The organism is Mucilaginibacter pocheonensis (assembly GCF_031456535.1).
GTDB lineage: Bacteria > Bacteroidota > Bacteroidia > Sphingobacteriales > Sphingobacteriaceae > Mucilaginibacter > Mucilaginibacter pocheonensis.
In genome coordinates, this window is the sequence record NZ_JAVDUU010000001.1 from 633120 (window position 1) to 652360 (window position 19241).

15 protein-coding genes are annotated in these 19241 nt (G+C 43.5%); 6 read left to right on the forward strand and 9 right to left on the reverse strand.

Annotated features, from left to right (window positions below; translation table 11 throughout):
* Nucleotides 1–52 precede the first annotated feature (52 nt).
* Together J2W55_RS02725 and J2W55_RS02730 are read left to right on the forward strand one after the other, a co-directional pair.
* The gene (locus J2W55_RS02725) at nucleotides 53–2515 is read left to right on the forward strand and encodes a bifunctional UDP-N-acetylmuramoyl-tripeptide:D-alanyl-D-alanine ligase/alanine racemase (RefSeq protein WP_310091639.1); all 2463 of its coding nucleotides are present in this window, start codon (nucleotides 53–55) and stop codon (nucleotides 2513–2515) included.
* A 111-nt stretch (nucleotides 2516–2626) separates the two neighbouring features.
* Complete coding sequence (locus J2W55_RS02730; protein WP_310091641.1) at nucleotides 2627–3232, forward strand: DUF502 domain-containing protein; 606 nt, start codon at nucleotides 2627–2629, stop codon at nucleotides 3230–3232.
* A gap of 38 nt (nucleotides 3233–3270) precedes the next feature.
* On the opposite strand, the gene J2W55_RS02735 is transcribed toward J2W55_RS02730, so the two are convergent.
* From J2W55_RS02735 to J2W55_RS02750, 4 genes are all read right to left on the reverse strand, one after another.
* Nucleotides 3271–4500, reverse strand: a complete 1230-nt coding sequence (locus J2W55_RS02735) for a TCR/Tet family MFS transporter (protein WP_310091643.1) — start codon at nucleotides 4498–4500, stop codon at nucleotides 3271–3273.
* A 69-nt stretch (nucleotides 4501–4569) separates the two neighbouring features.
* Nucleotides 4570–5790 carry a TCR/Tet family MFS transporter gene (locus J2W55_RS02740; protein ID WP_310091646.1) on the reverse strand — a complete coding sequence of 407 codons (1221 nt, stop codon included), beginning with the start codon at nucleotides 5788–5790 and terminating at the stop codon, nucleotides 4570–4572.
* Between the two features lie 39 nt (nucleotides 5791–5829).
* On the reverse strand, nucleotides 5830–6537 hold the full coding sequence (locus tag J2W55_RS02745; RefSeq protein ID WP_310091647.1) for an LOG family protein: 708 nt from the start codon (nucleotides 6535–6537) through the stop codon (nucleotides 5830–5832).
* 22 nt (nucleotides 6538–6559) lie between these two features.
* On the reverse strand, nucleotides 6560–8044 hold the full coding sequence (locus J2W55_RS02750) for a sodium:solute symporter (RefSeq protein WP_310091650.1): 1485 nt from the start codon (nucleotides 8042–8044) through the stop codon (nucleotides 6560–6562).
* 367 nt (nucleotides 8045–8411) lie between these two features.
* On the opposite strand from J2W55_RS02750, the gene J2W55_RS02755 reads away from it, so the two are divergent.
* The 4 genes from J2W55_RS02755 to J2W55_RS02770 all read left to right on the forward strand — a co-directional run bounded on the left by J2W55_RS02755 (nucleotide 8412) and on the right by J2W55_RS02770 (nucleotide 12185).
* Nucleotides 8412–9836 (forward strand): glycoside hydrolase family 76 protein, encoded by a 1425-nt coding sequence (locus J2W55_RS02755; RefSeq protein WP_310091652.1) that lies wholly within the window; start codon nucleotides 8412–8414, stop codon nucleotides 9834–9836.
* Between the two features lie 93 nt (nucleotides 9837–9929).
* Nucleotides 9930–10547, forward strand: a complete 618-nt coding sequence (gene recR, locus J2W55_RS02760; protein ID WP_310091654.1) for a recombination mediator RecR — start codon at nucleotides 9930–9932, stop codon at nucleotides 10545–10547.
* 2 nt (nucleotides 10548–10549) lie between these two features.
* The gene (locus J2W55_RS02765; RefSeq protein WP_310091656.1) at nucleotides 10550–11383 is read left to right on the forward strand and encodes a glycosyltransferase family 2 protein; all 834 of its coding nucleotides are present in this window, start codon (nucleotides 10550–10552) and stop codon (nucleotides 11381–11383) included.
* Nucleotides 11370–12185: an SDR family oxidoreductase gene (locus J2W55_RS02770; protein WP_310091658.1), complete on the forward strand. Its 816-nt coding sequence runs from the start codon at nucleotides 11370–11372 to the stop codon at nucleotides 12183–12185. The genes J2W55_RS02765 and J2W55_RS02770 overlap by 14 nt, the downstream gene beginning before the upstream one ends.
* A 209-nt stretch (nucleotides 12186–12394) precedes the next feature.
* On the opposite strand, the gene J2W55_RS02775 is transcribed toward J2W55_RS02770, so the two are convergent.
* The 5 genes from J2W55_RS02775 to J2W55_RS02795 all read right to left on the reverse strand — a co-directional run bounded on the left by J2W55_RS02775 (nucleotide 12395) and on the right by J2W55_RS02795 (nucleotide 19177).
* Nucleotides 12395–14041 carry a pectate lyase family protein gene (locus tag J2W55_RS02775; RefSeq protein ID WP_310091661.1) on the reverse strand — a complete coding sequence of 549 codons (1647 nt, stop codon included), beginning with the start codon at nucleotides 14039–14041 and terminating at the stop codon, nucleotides 12395–12397.
* A gap of 527 nt (nucleotides 14042–14568) precedes the next feature.
* Nucleotides 14569–14913 carry a winged helix-turn-helix domain-containing protein gene (locus J2W55_RS02780; protein WP_310091664.1) on the reverse strand — a complete coding sequence of 115 codons (345 nt, stop codon included), beginning with the start codon at nucleotides 14911–14913 and terminating at the stop codon, nucleotides 14569–14571.
* Nucleotides 14914–14978: 65 nt separating this feature from the next.
* On the reverse strand, nucleotides 14979–16037 hold the full coding sequence (locus J2W55_RS02785) for a sterol desaturase family protein (RefSeq protein WP_310091667.1): 1059 nt from the start codon (nucleotides 16035–16037) through the stop codon (nucleotides 14979–14981).
* A gap of 212 nt (nucleotides 16038–16249) precedes the next feature.
* The gene (locus tag J2W55_RS02790) at nucleotides 16250–17101 is read right to left on the reverse strand and encodes a hypothetical protein (RefSeq protein ID WP_310091669.1); all 852 of its coding nucleotides are present in this window, start codon (nucleotides 17099–17101) and stop codon (nucleotides 16250–16252) included.
* Between the two features lie 207 nt (nucleotides 17102–17308).
* Nucleotides 17309–19177, reverse strand: a complete 1869-nt coding sequence (locus J2W55_RS02795) for a M1 family metallopeptidase (RefSeq protein WP_310091673.1) — start codon at nucleotides 19175–19177, stop codon at nucleotides 17309–17311.
* Nucleotides 19178–19241: the final 64 nt, after the last annotated feature.

Sequence of the window (19241 nt, forward strand, 5' to 3'; positions counted from 1 at the left end):
AAAATTCGTTAAAAATTCTTCTATTGTTAGATAATATAAGCAAATTCGTACCATGCATAGCAATCAATACTCAATACATGAGGTTAAGCAAATTATAAATGCAGGGGGCAATATTGTAAAAGATTGCACCATTAGTACCCTGCTAACCGATAGCCGCCGCATCAGCAATGCTGCCGAAGGGCTGTTTTTTGCATTAAGCGCAAGGCGTAACGGCCATGAATTTATAGCCGAAGCGTATGTTGCCGGGGTGCGCAACTTTGTGGTTCAGCAAGGTCCGGAATTTAACCTTCCCGAAGCTAATTTTTTGCTGGTTGATAACCCTTTGGCCGCCCTGCAGGCTTTGGCCGCTTATCATCGCTCGCAGTTTAAACTACAGGTAATAGGCATAACCGGCAGCAATGGCAAAACCATAGTAAAAGAGTGGCTTTACCAGTTACTGGCTGCCGATAAGAACATTGTACGCAATCCTAAAAGCTATAATTCACAAATTGGCGTACCGTTATCGGTATGGCAAATAAACAGCCGGAACGACCTTGGTATTTTTGAGGCCGGTATCTCAACTATTAACGAAATGGACAAGCTGCAGGCCATTATAAAGCCGCAGATAGGTGTATTAACACATATTGGCCCGGCACATGATGAAGGCTTTGCCAACCGCAGGCAAAAAATATTAGAGAAACTGCAGCTGTTTAAAAACGCCAAACAGCTTATTGGTCATTACGATGAGCTCATTGATTACCAAAAAGATATTCCTGTTAAGGAAACATTTACCTGGAGCCGTAAATTTAAAGTGGCCGATCTGTACGTTTTCAGCGAAACGGTTATTTCGAAAAAATACTATCTGCGGGCATATTATCAACAGAAAGAGATTGAATGCCTGATCCCTTTTTCTGACCTGGCCTCTGTTGAGAACGCCATTACCTGCTGGGCCACTATGCTGGCGTTGGGTTATAGCCCGGCTGAAACCGATAAACGTATTGAACGCCTTGCGCAGGTAAGTATGCGGCTCGAGCTGAAGAACGGGGTAAACAACTGCTCAGTTATTGATGATTCTTACAACTCAGATCTGCAATCGCTGGAGATAGCGCTTAACTTCCTGGGGCAACAAAACCAGCATCAGAAAAAAACGCTTATCCTGTCAGATATCCTGCAATCGGGTTTGGAGCAGGATGTTTTATACTGCCAGGTGGCAACCCTCATCGGCACACAAAAAATAGACAGGTTTATTGGGGTTGGTAACGCGCTGATGGGCAATCAGGCATGTTTTAACCTGCCCGAACAGTATTTTTTTAAGGATACGGCGGCTTTACTGCAGCAATTAAAAGCACTCAGTTTTAAAGACGAAACTATTCTTATCAAAGGCTCCCGAAGTTTTGAATTTGAGCGCATTAGCAGGGCGCTGGCGCAAAAGGCGCATGAAACCATCATGGAGATCAACCTCAATTCACTGCTCAATAACCTTAACTTTTACCGGTCAAAATTAAAGCCGGGCGTAAAGGTAATGGCTATGGTAAAGGCTTTTTCATACGGAAGCGGCACTTTTGAGGTGGCCAATATGCTGCAATATAATAAAGTTGATTACCTGGCAGTTGCCTATGTTGACGAAGGCGTTGCCCTGCGCCAAACCGGTATTAATTTACCGATTATGGTGCTTAACCCCGAGGCATCGGCGTTTGATAAACTGACTGAATATAAACTGGAGCCTGTTATTTACAGCTTTAGCCTGTTTGATGATTTTATTGTTTACACGCAGGACAGGAATATATTAAACTATCCCATCCACCTTAAAATTGATACCGGGATGCACCGCCTGGGGTTTGAAAACCTGGATATTGAAAGCCTGTGCGATATGCTGGAGCAAAACCGGTACATACGTGTTCAATCGGTGTTTTCGCACCTGGCGGCAAGCGAAGCGGTACAGCATGACGAGTTTACCAAAAAGCAGATCAAGCGTTTTGAAAAAGCTTTTAAGGAGATTGAAAAGACACTGGGTTACAAGGTGATCAGGCATTTATGCAATACCGCGGGCATTATCCGCTGGCCATCGGCACATTATGATATGGTGCGGCTTGGAATTGGCCTGTACGGCGTTGATTCATCTGTGCCGCAATCTGAAAATGCTTTAAAACCCATTGCCACGTTAAAAACAAGCGTTGCGCAGGTTAAAAAGATAGCCGCCGGCGATACCATAAGTTACGGCCGCAGTGGCAGCTTATTAAAGGACGGTAAAATTGCCACCGTGCGTATTGGTTATGCCGATGGTTACCTGCGCGCCTTTGGCAACGGTGTTGGCAAAATGCTGGTAAAGGGACAACTGGTGCCCACGGTGGGGAATATTACTATGGACATGTGTATGCTTGATGTTACCGGCATTGACGTATCAGAAGGCGATGAGGTGATCATTTTTGATGAGCAGCAGCATATTGAGGAACTGGCCAGGCAAATTGGCACTATCCCGTACGAAATTTTAACTAATGTTTCGCAGCGGGTAAAAAGAGTGTACTTTTATGAATGAATTAGTATCAAGTGGTTAGTATCAGGTTTTAGTAGCGGGCTTGTTATGTTTAAACTTCTTTATCAAAAAATATTGATACTAACTACTTGATACTATAAAGCAAAAGGAGATATGAACAGGTTAGCGGGAGTCTTATTCAGGTATTTTGTAAAAGGACTTTTGGTGGTGGTGCCATTAGGCGCGGCATTTTTTTTGATTTACTGGGCGGTATCGTCTATTGACAAAGCCTTAAACCTGAGCGATATATTGTGGGTTGATAAAAACGGCAAGCCTACTTACATTCCGGGCCTGGGTATTTTAAACGTAGTGGTGGTTATCATGATAGCCGGTATATTGGTAACCAACGTGGTTACTGATCCTATTAAGCGCTGGTTTAACCGCTGGCTTAACCGTTTGCCATTAATCAAATTCCTTTACTCGTCAATAAAAGACCTTACCGAGGCCATTGTAGGGGAGGAGAAGAAATTTAATGAACCTGTGATAGTAGAGGTAAATGAAGTTGGCTTAAAAAAGATAGGCTTTGTTGTTCAAAAAGATCTTGCCACGCTAAACCTGCCCGGCGAGGTTGCCGTATATTTTCCTTATTCCTATTCTTTTGCCGGCCAGGTTGTTATTATCCCAGCCGATAAGGTGAAGCCAATTGACAAAAGCGCTGCTGATATGATGAAATTTGTAATATCAGGAGGGGTAAGCGGGCTGGATCATAAGCAGGTTTAGGCCATAAAAGCCCGGAAAAGCTTTTAAGCTTTCTGCATTTAGCCCTGAGCTTTCTTAAAACTTCTTATCGCCAGTAATATACTGATGAGCATTAATACGGCGCCCATCAGGTATGGCGCACCGGGAAAATAGATTTCTGTTCCTTTTCTGGTAAAGTGATGAAAAAGGTAAGTCATGAGCAATGGGCCTATAATAGTGGTTACACTTACCAGGCTGGTTAATGCGCCCTGAAGCGCGCCCTGTTCATTGCGGGCAACTTTTTCGGTAATAAACCCTTGCAGGGCCGGGCCTGATATGCCACCCAAACAATAAGGGATCATATACACATACATCATCCAGCCAATATTATTGAAAGCGATCAACGCCAGGCCTATGGCATAAAAAGACATGCCCCCTATAACACTTCGCTTAAGGCCAAACCTGGGTATCACCAGGCGTATCAAACCACCCTGTATGCCCACCAGTAAAATACCAATGAATATACCGAGGCCGCTTATGCTGCTCAGCGTCCACTGGTATTTTTCTATCAGGTAAAAGGGCAGGGTGCTTTCTATCGCCTTTTGCCCTACATATACTATGGTAAACGCGGTGATGAGCGTACTTATGGCAATATCATATTTTCTTAAACTGATAAGCGAACCAACGGGATTGGCGCGCTTCCACTCAAACTTGCGCCGGTTTTCAACGGCCAATGATTCTGGCAGTACAAAAAAACCATACAGCGCGTTAAAAAGCGCCAGCCCGGCTGCCACAATAAAAGGCACTTTTACGCTGATGGCGCCTAAAAAGCCCCCCATACCAATGCCCAGGATAAAACCCAGGCCCGATGCCGCGCCAACCAGGCCAAAGTTTGAAGCCCGTTTATCGCCCGTGCTTACGTCGGCAATATAAGCGGTGGCCGTTGTATTGCTGGCGCCGGTTACGCCGGCTATTACCCGGCCAACAAATAACCAGAATATATTGGGGGCAAACGCCATGAACAAGTAATCAATGCCAAAGCCAAGCAATGAGCCCAAAAGTACGGGCCGGCGACCAAAGCGATCGCTCAGGTTGCCCAGTACCGGCGAAAACACAAACTGCATGGAAGCATAGGTAAAGGTTAAATAACCGCTGTAAAGGGTGGCGGTGCTCAGGTCAACATGGGCCAATTGTTCAAGTAATTTGGGTAGTATGGGTATAATGATGCCTAAACCCAGAACATCAATAAACAAAGTAACAAATATGAACCCTAAAGCAGCTTTACCTTTATTATTGGCCGGTTGATCCATAAATTTTTAAATATAAAGCCGTTATGACAGGTTTAAATATTTGAATAACTGTTTACGCTTACAAATTGTTTAATTTCTTTTAAAACTCCTTACCGCCAGCAATGCACTCATGAGCATTAATATGCTACCGATAACAAATGGCGCACCCGGAAACTGCATTGAAGCGCCGGGCCTGGTGAAATGATAAAACGAACAGGTCATTAACAGCGGGCCAAAAATGGAGCTCAGGCTCATTAAGCTGGTGAGGCCGCCCTGCAGTTCGCCCTGCTCATTATCGGGCACAGCAGTGCTCATATACCCCTGCAGCGCGGGGCCGGCAATGCCGCCCAGGCAATAGGGAACCAGGTAAGCGAACATCATCCACCCATGCGATGCAAAAGCAAACAACAACAGCCCCAGGCTATAAATGAGCAACCCTATCCATATGCTTCGCTGCTCGCCCAGTTTAGGTATAATAAACCTGATCAGGCCACCCTGTACCGCGGCAACCATAAGGCCCACAAAACCCAGCGAGTAGCCTACCATGGCTTCGTTCCAGGCAAATTTTTTAATGGTATAAAATGTCCATACGCTTTGTACCGACTGCACTGCAAAATACACCAGGAACAATGATGCCGCCAGCCCTATAACCTCTTTGTATTTGCTTAGTTGCAGGAGTGAACCAACCGGGTTTGCCCTTTTCCAGTCAAAGTCCCTGCGTTTTTCTTTGGGTAATGATTCCGGTAAAATAAAATAGCCATATACTGCATTTAAAAAGGCCAGGGCCGCGGCTGCCATAAAGGGATATTGCACATTGTACTTGCCTAAAATGCCGCCTATAACGGGCCCTATAATAAAACCCAGACCAAATGCCACACCAACAAGGCCAAAGTTTTGGGCGCGCTTTTCGGGCGCGCTTATATCGGCTATATAGGCCGAGGCGGTTGTAAAACTGGCTCCCGTTACCCCGGCAATAATGCGGCCCACAAACAGCCACGCTATGGTTGGTGCAAACGCCAGGAACATGTAATCAATACTAAAACCAAGTAAAGAACATAGCAGTACCGGCCGACGGCCAAACTTATCGCTCAGGTTACCTATCATGGGCGAAAACAGGAACTGCATGCTGGCATAAACCGCCGTAAGCCAGCCCGAGTAACTGGATGCCTCGCTTATGTCGCCATGTATCAGGTGCTCAATTAATTTGGGAATAACCGGAATGATGATGGCCAATCCCATCACGTCAATTAATAAGGTAGCAAAAATAAACCCTAACGCGGCCTGTGGCTTAGGTTTTCCCAATTTACTCATAAGCCGCAAAATAATAAATTAGTATTAAATAGCGCCTGATTAAAAATTGGGTTTCAGCACATATTTGTTATAGAAACGGGTAATATGTTCAACCGCCTCCTGGGCGGTATCAACTACCCGGTACAGGTTAAGGTCATCGGGGTTAATGTTGTGCTGATCGGCAAGCATTTTCTCCTCGATCCAGGTAAATAAACCTTTCCAGTATTCCACACCAACAAATATGATAGGGAAGCGTGCAATTTTGCCGGTTTGTATCAGCGTAATGGCCTCAAATGATTCGTCCATAGTGCCAAAACCGCCGGGCAAAATAATAAAGCCCTGCGAGTATTTCATGAACATAACCTTGCGGATAAAGAAGTAATCAAACTCCATGATCTTATCCCTGTCGATATACTTATTATGGAACTGTTCAAAAGGCAGTTCGATATTCAGGCCTACCGATTTACCGCCGGCCTCATAAGCGCCTTTGTTGGCCGCTTCCATAATACCTGGCCCGCCGCCTGATATTACGCCGTAACCATGTTCTGTTAACAGGCGCGCGGTTTCTTCCGACAGCTTGTAGTACTTGTTATCATTATGTGTGCGGGCCGAACCAAATATGGATACGCAGGGGCCTATTTTTGCCAGTTTTTCAAAACCATCAACAAATTCGGCCATTATTTTAAATATCTGCCAGGAATCGGTCACCTTAATTTCCTGCCAGTTCTTGTTTTCAAAAGCTTGTCTTATTTTATCTTCGCCAGTCATATCTTTTCTGAAGTATAGGTAACTATAGGGTTGCTATTTTTGTTTTTGATGTTGAAGTTAGCCAAAGGCCAACAAAGGTAATTAATCCGTTTACGATGATAAGCTCATTGCTGAAAACATATCCGCCCAAAATTTTTGCCGACTCGTTACTTAAAAAATAACAAACTGCAGGCGATATTAAACAAATAAAGGGCACCAGCTTATCACGTACCTGCCTGTTGCTCATAAACAGTCCAAAGGAGTACAGGCCCAGCAGGGGGCCGTAGGTATAAGAAGCCACCGCGAATATAGCGCTTACCACGGCATCGTTATTAATGGCGTTAAAAATTACGATGGTTAAAAACATTAACCCCGAAAAGGCGATATGTACCGCGTGCCGTGTGCTTACCATTTTTTTGCTGTTGAGATCGCCTTTTTTGTTAAAATTTAAAAAATCAACACAAAATGAGGTGGTAAGCGCGGTAAGGGCCGAGTCGGTAGTGGCAAATGTAGCGGCCGTTAAACCCAGCATAAAAACCATTGCAGGTACTATCCCCAGGTATTTTAAAGCGATGGTAGGATACAGGTAATCGGTTTTATCAACATGGATACCGTATTTGGTTGCATATATCCAAAGCAGCGCGCCCACACTTAAAAAAAATATATTGATCACCACGAACACCCCGGTAAAGCTGAACATGTTTTTTTGTGCTTCCTTTATATTTTTCAGACTCAGGTTTTTCTGCATCAGGTCCTGGTCAAGTCCGGTCATACCTACTGTAATGAACAGTCCGCCCAGGAAAGCTTTGGTGAAATGCAGCTTGCTGCTTACAAAATCGTTAAAAAAGAATATTTTGGAGTAGCTGCTGTTCTTAATGGCATCGGCAGCTTCAAAAATGTTCATGTGCAGGCTCTGGCAAATAAAATATATTGACAGGAATACCGACAGTACCAGGAAAAATGTTTGCAGGCTATCGGTAATAATAATGGTTTTTAAGCCGCCTTTAAAGGTATATGACCATATAAGGAGCAAACAAATGAGCACCGTTACCGCAAACGGGACATGATAGCTATCGAAGATAAACTTTTGTAATACAATAACCACCAGGTAAAGCCGGAACGCCGAGCCTATAACCCTGCTGATAAGAAATATTCCAGCCGCTGTTTTATAGCTCCAGGTGCCCAGGGCTCCCTCAATATAACTGTAAATGGAAGTGAGCTTTAAGCGGTAATAAAGCGGCAGCAGCACCGTGGCTATAATGATAAAGCCCGCGGCATTGCCCAGCACGAACTGGAAATAGGAAAACTCGTCGCCGGAGGGGGCGCCAACCTTGCCCGGCACCGATATAAAGGTGACCCCGCTAAGCGCGGTGCCTATCATCCCGAAGGCAACCAGGTACCATTTGGAGTTGCGGTTGGCAACAAAAAAGGTGTCGTTATCTGATGATTTTTTTGAGGTAAGCCATGATATGATCAATAATACCAAGAAATAGCCGATGATAAATGATAATAGTATTCCGGGCGACATGGGCGTGTTTTATGTTTTCTTAGAAGCTGTTTAAATTTTATTCATACGTTATATGTTCCTGAACACATATCCACGCGTCATTGCTTCGTACCTCGCATGGAGGCCTGTTTTTTATTTTAAACAGCTTCTAAAGTCGGAAACTTTTTTTACAAAAGGTAATTTATTGAGTATGGTTTATTTGTTTTATTATTTGACCAGCAGCAATAATATTTGTTTTATACAGCAAATAGCTTTTAAATGACGGTTAATAAGGGGGTTAATAAGCGGGTTAACGATTTTTTTATCGGGTTTAATTTCAATTAATGTATTTCTTCGCCTTATAATTGTCATACAATAAACCTATAGTTAAACCTTAATGCCTAAATTTATGAGCATACAAAAATTTTTCGTTTTTGTTATTTTGGGGTCGTGCATCGCTTTGCTGAGCTGCAGTAAAGCAAAGTATACGCCGCCAACAACTGCAAATACCGCTGGTAATATACCATTAGCGTTAAAAACTTCCTCTCCATCCAACAATGATCTTGCCGAGCTGGCTTATTCGTCCTTTAACGCGGCATGTTTAAATCCAAATACTAATTTATACTACAGCACTACCAACAAGGATGGTATAGCTGCTATATGGACGCAGGCTATTTACTGGGACATGGCTATGGATGCTTATAACCGCACAAAACAACCGGCGCAGCTTGCTTTTGTAAACGCCATGTACCAGGGTGGCTTTAACCAGTACGATGGTTATAACTGGAACAATACCACCACCTGGTTTATTTATGACGATATGATGTGGTGGATTATGGCGTTGGCCCGTGCCAACCAACTTACCGGCAACGCCGCCTACCTGCAAAAAGCCCAGGCCGGATTTGATCATGTTTGGGCCGGCTCTTACGACCCGGTTGATGGTGGTATGTTTTGGGATTTTAACCATAGCGGTAAAAATTCATGTATAAACTTCCCTACTGTTATAGCGGCTATGCGCTTATATAAAATAACCGGCGATCAAACGTATTTAACTAAAGCACAATCTATTTATGCCTGGTCAAAAGCCAACCTCACCAATACTGCTACAGGGCAGGTTTATGATAATAAAATTGGGAGCAACCCGCCGGGCGGCCAGGCCTACACTTATAACGCCGGTACCGCTATCGGAGCGGCTTATGCACTCTACAAGCAATCAAACAATAGCGCGTATCTGGAAGACGCCAAAAGATATGCTGATTATGTAAAAAATAATTTATGTACCGATGGTATATTGCCTGCAGAGGGCGACTTTAATGAGCAAGGCGTAATGAAAGCCATCTTTGCCGATTATATGATGCAACTGATCAACGAGGGAGGGCAAACACAATATTTAAGCTGGATTAAGGGTAACATTACCACCGGCTGGCTAAACCGCGACAGGGCCCGAAACCTTACTTATCGTAATTATGCCGTAAGCTGCCCAACTGGGTACATCCAATCATACGAGGCCAGCAGCCTGGTAACTTTTATGCAGTTATTTCCTGAAAATGTTCCTTTGTTCCCGCCGGGAGTAACTTTTTATGCCAATACTTTATACGGGGGCGCAAGTACCAAACCCATACCCAAAGGGAGCTACACTTTAGCGCAGTTACAAAAATTTGGCTTTGCTGATGACTGGGCTTCTTCGGCGAGCGTACCCGTAGGATGGAAGGTAACCATGTATAGCGAGGATAAATTTCAGGGTACATCATGGCAGCTAAATGCCGATACTCCGCATTTTCCCAATCTTTCGCCCACAGCCAACGATGTTGTTTCATCCGTTAAGATAGAATGATCTTTCAACAAGCCCCCGCTGCACCGGGGGCTTGTTGGTTAAACCGCCCCGGCATATATCCAAACTTTCCGTACTATTCATTAACTTCGTGCTATGAATTTTTCGTCCAAATTGCTGGAGAATGCTGTGATGGAGTTTGCCAAACTGCCGGGTGTAGGACAAAAAACCGCCCTGCGCCTGGTGCTGCATTTACTGAACCAGGACAAGCAGGAAGTTGACCGCTTTAGCGGCGCCATAAGCAAGCTGCGTAACGAGATCAGGTTTTGTGAAGTTTGCCATAACATAGCCGATCAGCAGGTTTGTGAAATATGCACTTCGCACAAGCGCGACCGCAGTACCATCTGTGTAGTTGAAGACACCCGCGACGTAATGGCCATTGAAAATACTAACCAGTACAACGGCGTATACCATGTGCTGGGCGGCCTCATATCGCCAATGGATGGCATAGGCCCCTCTGATCTGCAGGTGGATACTTTAGTGGAAAGATTGAAGGCCAACGAAACCAAAGAGCTTATTTTTGCCCTCAGTGCCACTATGGAAGGTGACACCACGCTGTTCTATCTTCATAAAAGAGTAAAAAACTTTAACATTACCATATCAACCATTGCTCGTGGCATAGCTTTTGGAGGTGAATTGGAGTACGTAGATGAGATCACCTTAGGACGGTCTATCGCTACACGTGTTCCGTATGAAAACTCACTGACTAAGTAAATATGAAGTTATCGGTCGTTATTATTAATTACAATACTTGTGATATGCTCAGGTTAGCGCTCAACTCTGTTGTAAGGGCCGCCCAGGATATCAATAGCGAGATTTTTGTGGTTGATAACGGGTCGGCCGACAGATCGCTGACTATGCTTAAGGATGAGTTTCCGGATGTGAACGTAATAGCCAATACCCGTAACAATGGCATTGCCAAAGCATATAACCAGGCCATGAGCCATGTTACCGGAGAGTATGTTTTAATGGTCAGTGCGGATACTATTACAGGCAAAAAGACGATTGAGAAGGCCCTGGAGTTTATGGACATGCATACCGATGCCGGTGGGCTGGGCGTACGCATGATAACACCCGAGGGACGGTTTTTGAAAGAGTCAAAACACGGTTTTACAAGGCCCTGGGCAATATTCTTTAAGCTGACTGGTATGGCGAAGTACTTTTCAAAGTCGCGGTTAACCGATATGCAGCGTAAAGACTGGGTAGAGGAGTTTCAAACCTCTGAAACCGATGTGCTGAATGGCGCCTTTATGCTGTTCAGAAAAGAAGCCCTTAACCGTACCGGCGCGCTTGATGAGCGTTTCCATGTTTATGGGTATGATATTGATCTTTCTTATCGCATCAGGCTGTCCGGGTTTAAAAACTACTATTTCCCCAAAACTTATATCATCAACTTTAATACAAAGGGCAGGGCTAAATTTAGCTTTACTTATATCAGGGAATTTTATGGCGCTATGATTATCTTCGCCACTAAATACTTATTTAAGATGCCCGAAATAAAAATGGAGGGCATACCGCAGCTATACCCTTCATCGTATGAAGTTAAATAACAAGATCATTATTATTACGGGCGCGTCATCAGGCATTGGCAGGTCACTTGCCATTGAATGTGCCAAACGCGGGGCCCATGTTGTTTTGGCTGCCCGCCAGTATGTTACTCTTTGCGAGTTGGCGCGGGATCTTGAAAAACACTATAACATCAGGGCGCTGGCTGTGCAATGCGATGTTGCCGTTGAAGCAGATTGTGAGCACCTGATTAAACAAACACTTACCACTTTTGGCAAAATTCACGTGCTGATCAACAACGCGGGTCTGTCTATGCGGGCGCTGTTCAATGATGTTGATTTAAAAGTGCTGAAAAACCTGATGGATGTTAACTTTTGGGGCACCGTATACTGTACCAAATACGCCCTGCCCGAAATTATAAAAACCAAAGGCAGCATTGTGGGGGTCTCGTCCATAGCCGGATATAAAGGCTTGCCCGGTCGCACGGGCTATTCAGCGTCAAAATTCGCGATGAATGGTTTTTTGGATTCATTACGGGTTGAAAACTTGAAAACCGGCGTGCATGTATTAACAGCCTGCCCGGGTTTTACGGCGTCAAACATACGCAACACCGCATTGGCAAAGGACGGCAGCCAGCAAGGCGAAAGCTCAATGGACGAAGCTAAAATGATGACCAGCGATGAAGTAGCTCAAATTATAGCCGATGGCATTGAAAACCGTTCACGCACCCTCATTATGACAGGACAGGGCAAACTCACCGTAGCCCTTAGTAAGTTTTTACCTGCGTTTCTGGATAAAATGGTTTATAAGGTTTTTGCAAAGGAAAAAGATCCTTTGCTGAAATAGTTTTATTAGCTGTTAGGAGGGATGGGTAGTTGAAGAAGATGCTTCACTCCGTTCAGCATGACAAAGCGTGCGTTGTAAAATATAAAAGCTTGTCATCCTGAGCGATAGCGAAGGATCTTCTTCGCCCTGCTGGGCTCAGCTTTTGAAATAAAAAAGCCTGCCCGGTAACCGGAGCAGGCTCAACCAATTATAATTATGAACAAAAAAGATTATTTCGCTGTTGGTACTACTACTTTTAAAGGAACAAGGCTGTTTAAATAAACCTCAATATTGCTGTACCCGCCGCTATTGGCGGCAATTTTAGGCGAATCAGCAGCACTATGCGGATCAAGTCCATGCCTGGTTTCATAAGCATCAGGGATGCCGTCGTTGTCGCTGTCTTTATAAGGGGTGCCGCTGTATTCAGGATAACCGCCTACCTGGCTAATATCGCTGATGATGCCCTGTTTGTATGAATCGGGAAGCCGTTCCTTAACGTATTGAGCGCCCAGGTGTAATTTCCCACCTTCGGTATATTTGATCTTGCCGGTGCGCACATCTTCTACAATACGCTCATCAACCGGGTCGCGTTTGGGTAATGAACAACCTACATTGGCTAATACATAATTATAAGCTTCTTTTGTGGGTATAATGGTTACCTTGTTTTTGATAGGGAAGGGTTTATCTGACCTTATGCTGTCGGTATAGCGGCCGGCATCGGGCATATCTCCAATCTGTACGCCGCCATCCCAATTGTTTTTAGTTACCTTTTCGTTGCCCTCCATAATGTTGCCACTTACATACACTTTGCCATAATAGCCTTTGTGGGCAGGGTCGCGGCCGGCTTCCGGTTTCAGGAAACGGTGACCGATAGGCTGGTTCATTGGCGTAATAGGACCTGGTTTGTAATAGTTATTAATAAAGTTGAAAAACGAGGTGTTGTCGCCGCCGTCGGCACTGCGGTTCCACCAGTTAAATACAACGTTGTTAAAGAAACCAAAGTCCTCGTTCATTCCCACTGATGGGTTACGGGCAATATTATTTGCCCACAGGTTACGCATAAAAGTACTGTTATGCCCGCCAATGGTGCTGCCAAAAGCATGGTTATAGGTGTCAAGCGCTTCAGAGAAAATAGAATTCTGAATGGTGATGTTCACGGTAGCCATTTTTTCCTGTTTTGCGCCTTTACGGTCATACACGTGCCGGTATATAGACATGTTTTCATCTAATCCCCAGCTTGCCGAAACATGATCAATAATGATATTGCCAACAGGGTTGCCGCCCAGGGCATCGTCACGACGGGCCACATCGGTAGCGCCGCGGCGGAAGCGCACAAAACGGATCACCACGTCGTGTGTATCAATCCAAACCGATTCGCCGGCTACGCAAATGCCATTGCCCGGCGCCGATTGCCCTTCAATAGTAATATAAGGGGCACGGATGCTGATAGGTTCGGTCAACTTTATAATACCCGATACATTGAATACGATAATACGCGCGCCGCCCTGTTCGCAGGCCTCGCGCAGGGTACCCGGGCCATGATCGGCCAGGCTGGTCACTACAAACACCCTGCCCCCGCGACCGCCCGAAGTGTACATACCGCCGCCTTCGGCACCGGGAAACGCGGGAATTTTGGCCTGTGGCAGATCTGAAGGTTTATTTGCCCAGGGCACATAGGGTTTGCCGTTCTTTTCGTCGCGTTCAATAATGGGCAGGGCTTTTTGCCAGGCTATATCAGAACGTTTCTTGGCCTCGTCAAGCGCCGAATCGGATTTGGCCTGTACCGCGGGAGGGATGCGCGGGTATTGTGCCCGGGCTACGTTAACCGCGGTGAGCGATAAGGCTATTACAGCGGCGCTTGCTAAATACTTATTCATTGGGTTATAATGGTATGATAAAAAAATATAAAAACTGTACATAGCATAAATCAACTGAATACATCAGCAATACTCATAAAAATAGCTTGGAGGCCATTTTTGTATCATTTTTAATGGAATATTCCAGTTGTCAGGCTTATATAAAGTCAAATATCCATGCTAATTCGGTTGGTTTCATATAATATTTTCTCCACGTATTATACAATGTTAGCATGGTACGTATCAATTATGCTACAGAAGGGAAGGAGCACGAAGGAGAACCAATATTATAAGAGATTACCGGCCTACGGCTGGTTAATGGCCCCCGTACCGAGCTGTAAAATATGTTTTGAAACACCGGCCTCCTGCGCTTTTGATCCGGAGCGAAATAGGAAAAGAAAAACTGAAAAAGTGATAATTAAAAGTGGAGGTTTTTATCAGTGACAGGTTTATGTTATATTTTTTTATATAACGATGATTTGCAATTTAAAAGCAAAAATCGAGGCGTTTTTGAAACTATTTTATGAAAATTTAACTTTTTTTGAGCCCTAAAGTGTTAAATTTTGCGTGTTTTCCTCTAAAAACTCCTGTAGCTTTTGCTGCAGCACCCGAAATTGTCCGATTATTTTTAAACCATGTTCGGTTACTATAGCATTGCCACCTCCCTTACCCCCGCGCTGGGAAATTACCAAGGGCTGGCCAAAATGATCATTCATATGGTTTACAAGGTCCCATGCCTGTTTATATGACATTTTCATTTGCAAAGCAGCCTGCCTGATGGAGCCTGACGCCTGTATACGTTCAAGCAGTTCAACCCGCCCATGGCCAAGTATTTTTTGGCCACCGGTTTCTATCCAAACCCTGCCGTTTAATTTAAATATAGAATTGCTCATTAATAGTAATGAAAGTAATGCTATTTTAATTAAAAGCAAACTACTTTGCAAAAACTGAACCCTGGTTATGACATTACAGGGCTGCCGCTTTGAGGTTCAGCTATATCATTATTATCGCTTTTTAAAGATGTGCCGTTTTGCTGCAATTCTTCAAAATATTTCTTTTTTACTACGGTGGTCATCTTATGGTCGCCGGTATGGCTCCATCCCGGAGGCATTACTAAATACAGGAATTTATTTTTTAAACCGGGTGCTTTGTATACATCCTTCGCCAGGGCTACTATCTCACCAAAATAAGCGTCCACAAAACTATTTTTTATCATAGGGCGGCTAATGCCATATTCAATTGGAATAGTTCGGTCTTCGGGCTGATAGGTGCCAAATACTTTGTCCCAGATATTAAGCAGGTTACAAAAATTAGTATCCATATAAAGCGGATTTTTGGCATGGTGCACCCTGTGGTGCGATGGCGTAAGTATAATATTGTTTAAAAAGCCAAGCCTGCCGTCATGAACCAGGTTTTCGCCAATATGGATCATGCCGCCCCAAAAGCCGTCAATAAACATAATTACAAATAACATGGCCGGAGGGACGCCTAACAGGATACAAACCGTAGTGCGGATGAAATCGGCATAGGGGCCTTCTAAAAAGAAATGCGCGTAGCTTACCGAAAGGTTCATACTTTCCGGCGCGTGATGGGTAGAGTGCAGGCACCAGAATAGCCTTACCTTATGACCCAGATAGTGATATATAAAGTGGCCAAACTCCCAAACAATATAACCATAAATAAACCAGTACCAGGTAAAGGAAAGTTTAAAAATGGCATATTTTTCAAATAAACCAATACAAATGCCAACCATGGCGATGGCAATTACCCGGCCTATAAAAGCATTTAAAACATAGGAAAAGAAAGGTAGCTTATAGTGGATAACCTTAAACCGTTTATAAAACGCGGCACGAATAATTTCAATCACTAATAAAAAAGGCATGATTGGAATAAGCACAGCAGTAAAGCCCTGATAAGTAAGCAGCTTATCATAGTCGCCTGATTTAATGATCTCCATTAAATGACCAAAGCCAAAAAAGCCTGTAAACTGTTTAAATATGGCATCTAAAAAATCCATTCGTGTTAAATTTTACTTGGTTTATACTTGTTTTATTGATCTAACGAATTTACTATGTATTTATGTATGTACATAGTAATATTTTATAAATGTCGGGAAAAGTAATTAAACAATCAAGTTAAATTGATTTAGGACCGGCTTCTAGGTTAAAGCCAGTCCTAAATCTCATTGTGGCATGGTGATTATACCAACTACAGGCTGAGTAAATATTTTTATTTGCTTTTAGCGTTTTGAGAATCACTGAGAGCTCCTGCTGCACCTACAACGGTAGCTGCACCTACAATAGCCATCGTTTTTCCGTAGCCAGTTGTTTTAGAGTTTATAAAATAATCGCCACGGTGCTGATTAAATTCTTTTAGATGCTTAGGGTTATTACCGGTATTTAGCGTACGCGAAACAAAAAATTTATGTTCATATGCGGCCGGTGTCATTTTATTATCTGTCAGTGTATAAGTAGTAATATAGCTTTTGAAAGCGAGTGGTGAATTCTCTGCTGTAAAAATTGCTGTTTTAACTTTGGTCAACGCCACTGTATCCCGGGAATACACTATCATGTGTGTTTTATGGAAAGTACTATCAGGCACGTTTAAGAACCCGTTGGTAAGGTGCACACTGTTATTGGTGCTTTGGGTATGCGGCGGTAAAAATGTAGTGGTCTTTGGTAAATTAGCGGTCGCGTTAATATTGCCATTGGTATACGTGGGATTGATTATACTATTGGTGTTATTATTGCCTGAGTAAGTATAGGAATCCGCAGAAATATTTCCATTCAGTTTTATATTGTCAGGTACATAACTAACAGCTCTGTCACCTATCACCAGGGCTGATTTTTGCCAGTCGATATATAATGGCTCATTGAGTTTATTGAATATTTGTACCGTAACGGGCGCATCTGGACCATAAAAAGAATAGGAGAACCGAACAGAATCGTTCTCAAATTCATAATTGCCCGTTTCCTGGTTTGGGGCCTTACCAGTTGTACTGCTGATAACATTAAGCTGGTACTTGCTGCAAGAATTTAAAATTAAGCAACAAGCCGCTGTGATGATTAGTGGTAGTCTCATGATAGTTTGGGTTGTAGTTAGGCAATTATGACTTAAATTTTTATCACAGGTTTAATAATATGTAAAAATTAAGCCTGTGGTCGGCGTTATTACCACACCGGCTAACCCAAAGCCCACGAATTCTAAAATAGCTTCGTTAAATAATTTTTTACCTCTCAGTAATGACGCATTGTATGGGTCACTTCTATTGCCGGCTTTCCCTGGCTGTCAGGGTTTCCAGATATTATTACTCTTATCCACATCCGGATCATAAGTGGTGCCCAGTATCATTTGTTTTACCGGTTTAGTGGCGTTAAAACCAATGGTAGTGGTTTTGTTGCCTTTTGCCCAGCAGGAAATGCTTTGATGAACCAGTTGTTTGCTGCCGTCATGATAGTATACTGTTAAATTTAAAGGAACCGGCTTGGTGCCAATGCTGGTAATTGTAACCGTATATTTTTGCTGTTGATTGACCACTTTGCTGATAGCCAGATCGGGCACGCCATCATCAAAAAACCATTTTTTCCAAAACCAGTTGAGGTTAATGCCCGAACCGGTATTTATGCAGTTAAAAAAATCATACGGCATGGGGTGTTTGCCATGCCATTGGCCAATGTAATAGTGTAATGCTTTGGTAAACAATTCATCGCCCAGCATATCTTTTATATATAGATAGGCCAGGGCCGGTTTGGGGTAACTATCGGTAAATTTGGCTACGCCGGTGAGTTGCGGAGTAAGCGTCATGATAGGGGCATCCTGTTCAATGCCCGCGCTGTTTTCTGTAGGGCCCACACCGTAAGTGTCAATAATTTTTGAGTCGATAACCGGGCTGATAAGCCATTCGCCAATAGTGGCCCAGCCTTCGTCCATCCAGCCATATTTGGTTTCATTAGTGCCCATATAAAAAGGGAACATGGTATGGAATATTTCATGATCGGTAAGTTCAATGGCTTCTGCGGTATTTTCAAGCGGATTGTCATTTACCATCATGGGGTATTCCATTTGGTCAAGACCATCAAACACGGTTTCATGCGGGTAGGGGTACGGCCATTTCGGGAACCGGTAACTCATGGTTTCTACCGTTTTTCGTGCATAATTTACCACTTCAAAGTAGTCTTTATGTATTGGATTAAAAACCGCGTCAACACGGGTACGCCGGTGGGTTTTAGGATCTACCACTAAACTTGATGCCTTCCAGATGTAGTGGTTACTGAGAGCAAAAGCAAGATCGGTAACGCTGTCGGCTTCAAACTTCCAAGTATTTGCCGAGCTGTTACGAGTGATGTTGCCTGTCTTTAAATCGGCTTCGGTAATAATGTCGGTCACTTTATCATTAATACCGGCCTGATCTATCAGTTTAGTGTATTTGGGTTGATACACCTCATCAATATTTTTGAGGTTTCCGGTTGCCCAAACCTGGTAATTGCCAGGAACGGTGATCTCGGCATTAAAATGACAAAAGTCATTGTAAAACTCCTGCGAGCCCAAATAAGGATATTCATTCCAGCCATCAATATCATCATAAACAGCTATCCGCGGAAAAAAGTAAGCAATAAAGAATGCGCCCGAATCAATTTGCCCGGTGCGTATATGCGATGTTTTATTAAGCGTGTACGCATAAGTAATATCAAAATGAATTTTTTGTTTTGGCAATACAGGTTGCACATACACCGTCATATTTGTGCCGTCAATTTTGCGTTTGGAACTGTCCTGTAACTGGTTATTAATACTCATTGATTGAATGAGTACGCCATCCGTAAGGTCTTTTGCTGATACCGGCATATCGCGGATCACGCCTTTTTTATATAAGTTGGGGTATAGTTTAAACTGTATCCTGTTAAGTGTATCAGGACTATTGTTGGTATAATCAATAGATACCGTTCCGGTAAGGTTCAGGGTTTGGGGGTTAAAATCTACTTTAATATGGTAATCAGCAGTGTTTTGCCAGTAATTTTTGCCGGGAGCCCCGCCTGGGGTCCTGGTTTTTTTTAAATAAGTATTTTGCAGATTAACAGCAATGGGCAAACTAACCTGGCAATATGATTTGCCACCAGCAAATAATAATGTTATTGCAAGTAATTTTTTAAGGTTAAGCATTAATATGAGTTATATTTGAGGTAAATATAATAAACAAGACAGGCAGGAGAGCAAACTGGCTAAA

Coding starts and splice junctions, on each gene's coding strand:
- J2W55_RS02725 (WP_310091639.1), top strand. CDS start 53: ATGCATAGCAATCAATACTCAATACATGAGGTTAAGCAAATTATAAAT.
- J2W55_RS02780 (WP_310091664.1), bottom strand. CDS start 14,913: ATGAGCAATTCTATATTTAAATTAAACGGCAGGGTTTGGATAGAAACC.
- recR (WP_310091654.1), top strand. CDS start 9,930: ATGAATTTTTCGTCCAAATTGCTGGAGAATGCTGTGATGGAGTTTGCC.
- J2W55_RS02795 (WP_310091673.1), bottom strand. CDS start 19,177: ATGCTTAACCTTAAAAAATTACTTGCAATAACATTATTATTTGCTGGT.
- J2W55_RS02750 (WP_310091650.1), bottom strand. CDS start 8,044: ATGTCGCCCGGAATACTATTATCATTTATCATCGGCTATTTCTTGGTA.
- J2W55_RS02730 (WP_310091641.1), top strand. CDS start 2,627: ATGAACAGGTTAGCGGGAGTCTTATTCAGGTATTTTGTAAAAGGACTT.
- J2W55_RS02745 (WP_310091647.1), bottom strand. CDS start 6,537: ATGACTGGCGAAGATAAAATAAGACAAGCTTTTGAAAACAAGAACTGG.
- J2W55_RS02755 (WP_310091652.1), top strand. CDS start 8,412: ATGAGCATACAAAAATTTTTCGTTTTTGTTATTTTGGGGTCGTGCATC.
- J2W55_RS02790 (WP_310091669.1), bottom strand. CDS start 17,101: ATGAGACTACCACTAATCATCACAGCGGCTTGTTGCTTAATTTTAAAT.
- J2W55_RS02765 (WP_310091656.1), top strand. CDS start 10,550: ATGAAGTTATCGGTCGTTATTATTAATTACAATACTTGTGATATGCTC.
- J2W55_RS02740 (WP_310091646.1), bottom strand. CDS start 5,790: ATGAGTAAATTGGGAAAACCTAAGCCACAGGCCGCGTTAGGGTTTATT.
- J2W55_RS02770 (WP_310091658.1), top strand. CDS start 11,370: ATGAAGTTAAATAACAAGATCATTATTATTACGGGCGCGTCATCAGGC.
- J2W55_RS02785 (WP_310091667.1), bottom strand. CDS start 16,037: ATGGATTTTTTAGATGCCATATTTAAACAGTTTACAGGCTTTTTTGGC.
- J2W55_RS02775 (WP_310091661.1), bottom strand. CDS start 14,041: ATGAATAAGTATTTAGCAAGCGCCGCTGTAATAGCCTTATCGCTCACC.
- J2W55_RS02735 (WP_310091643.1), bottom strand. CDS start 4,500: ATGGATCAACCGGCCAATAATAAAGGTAAAGCTGCTTTAGGGTTCATA.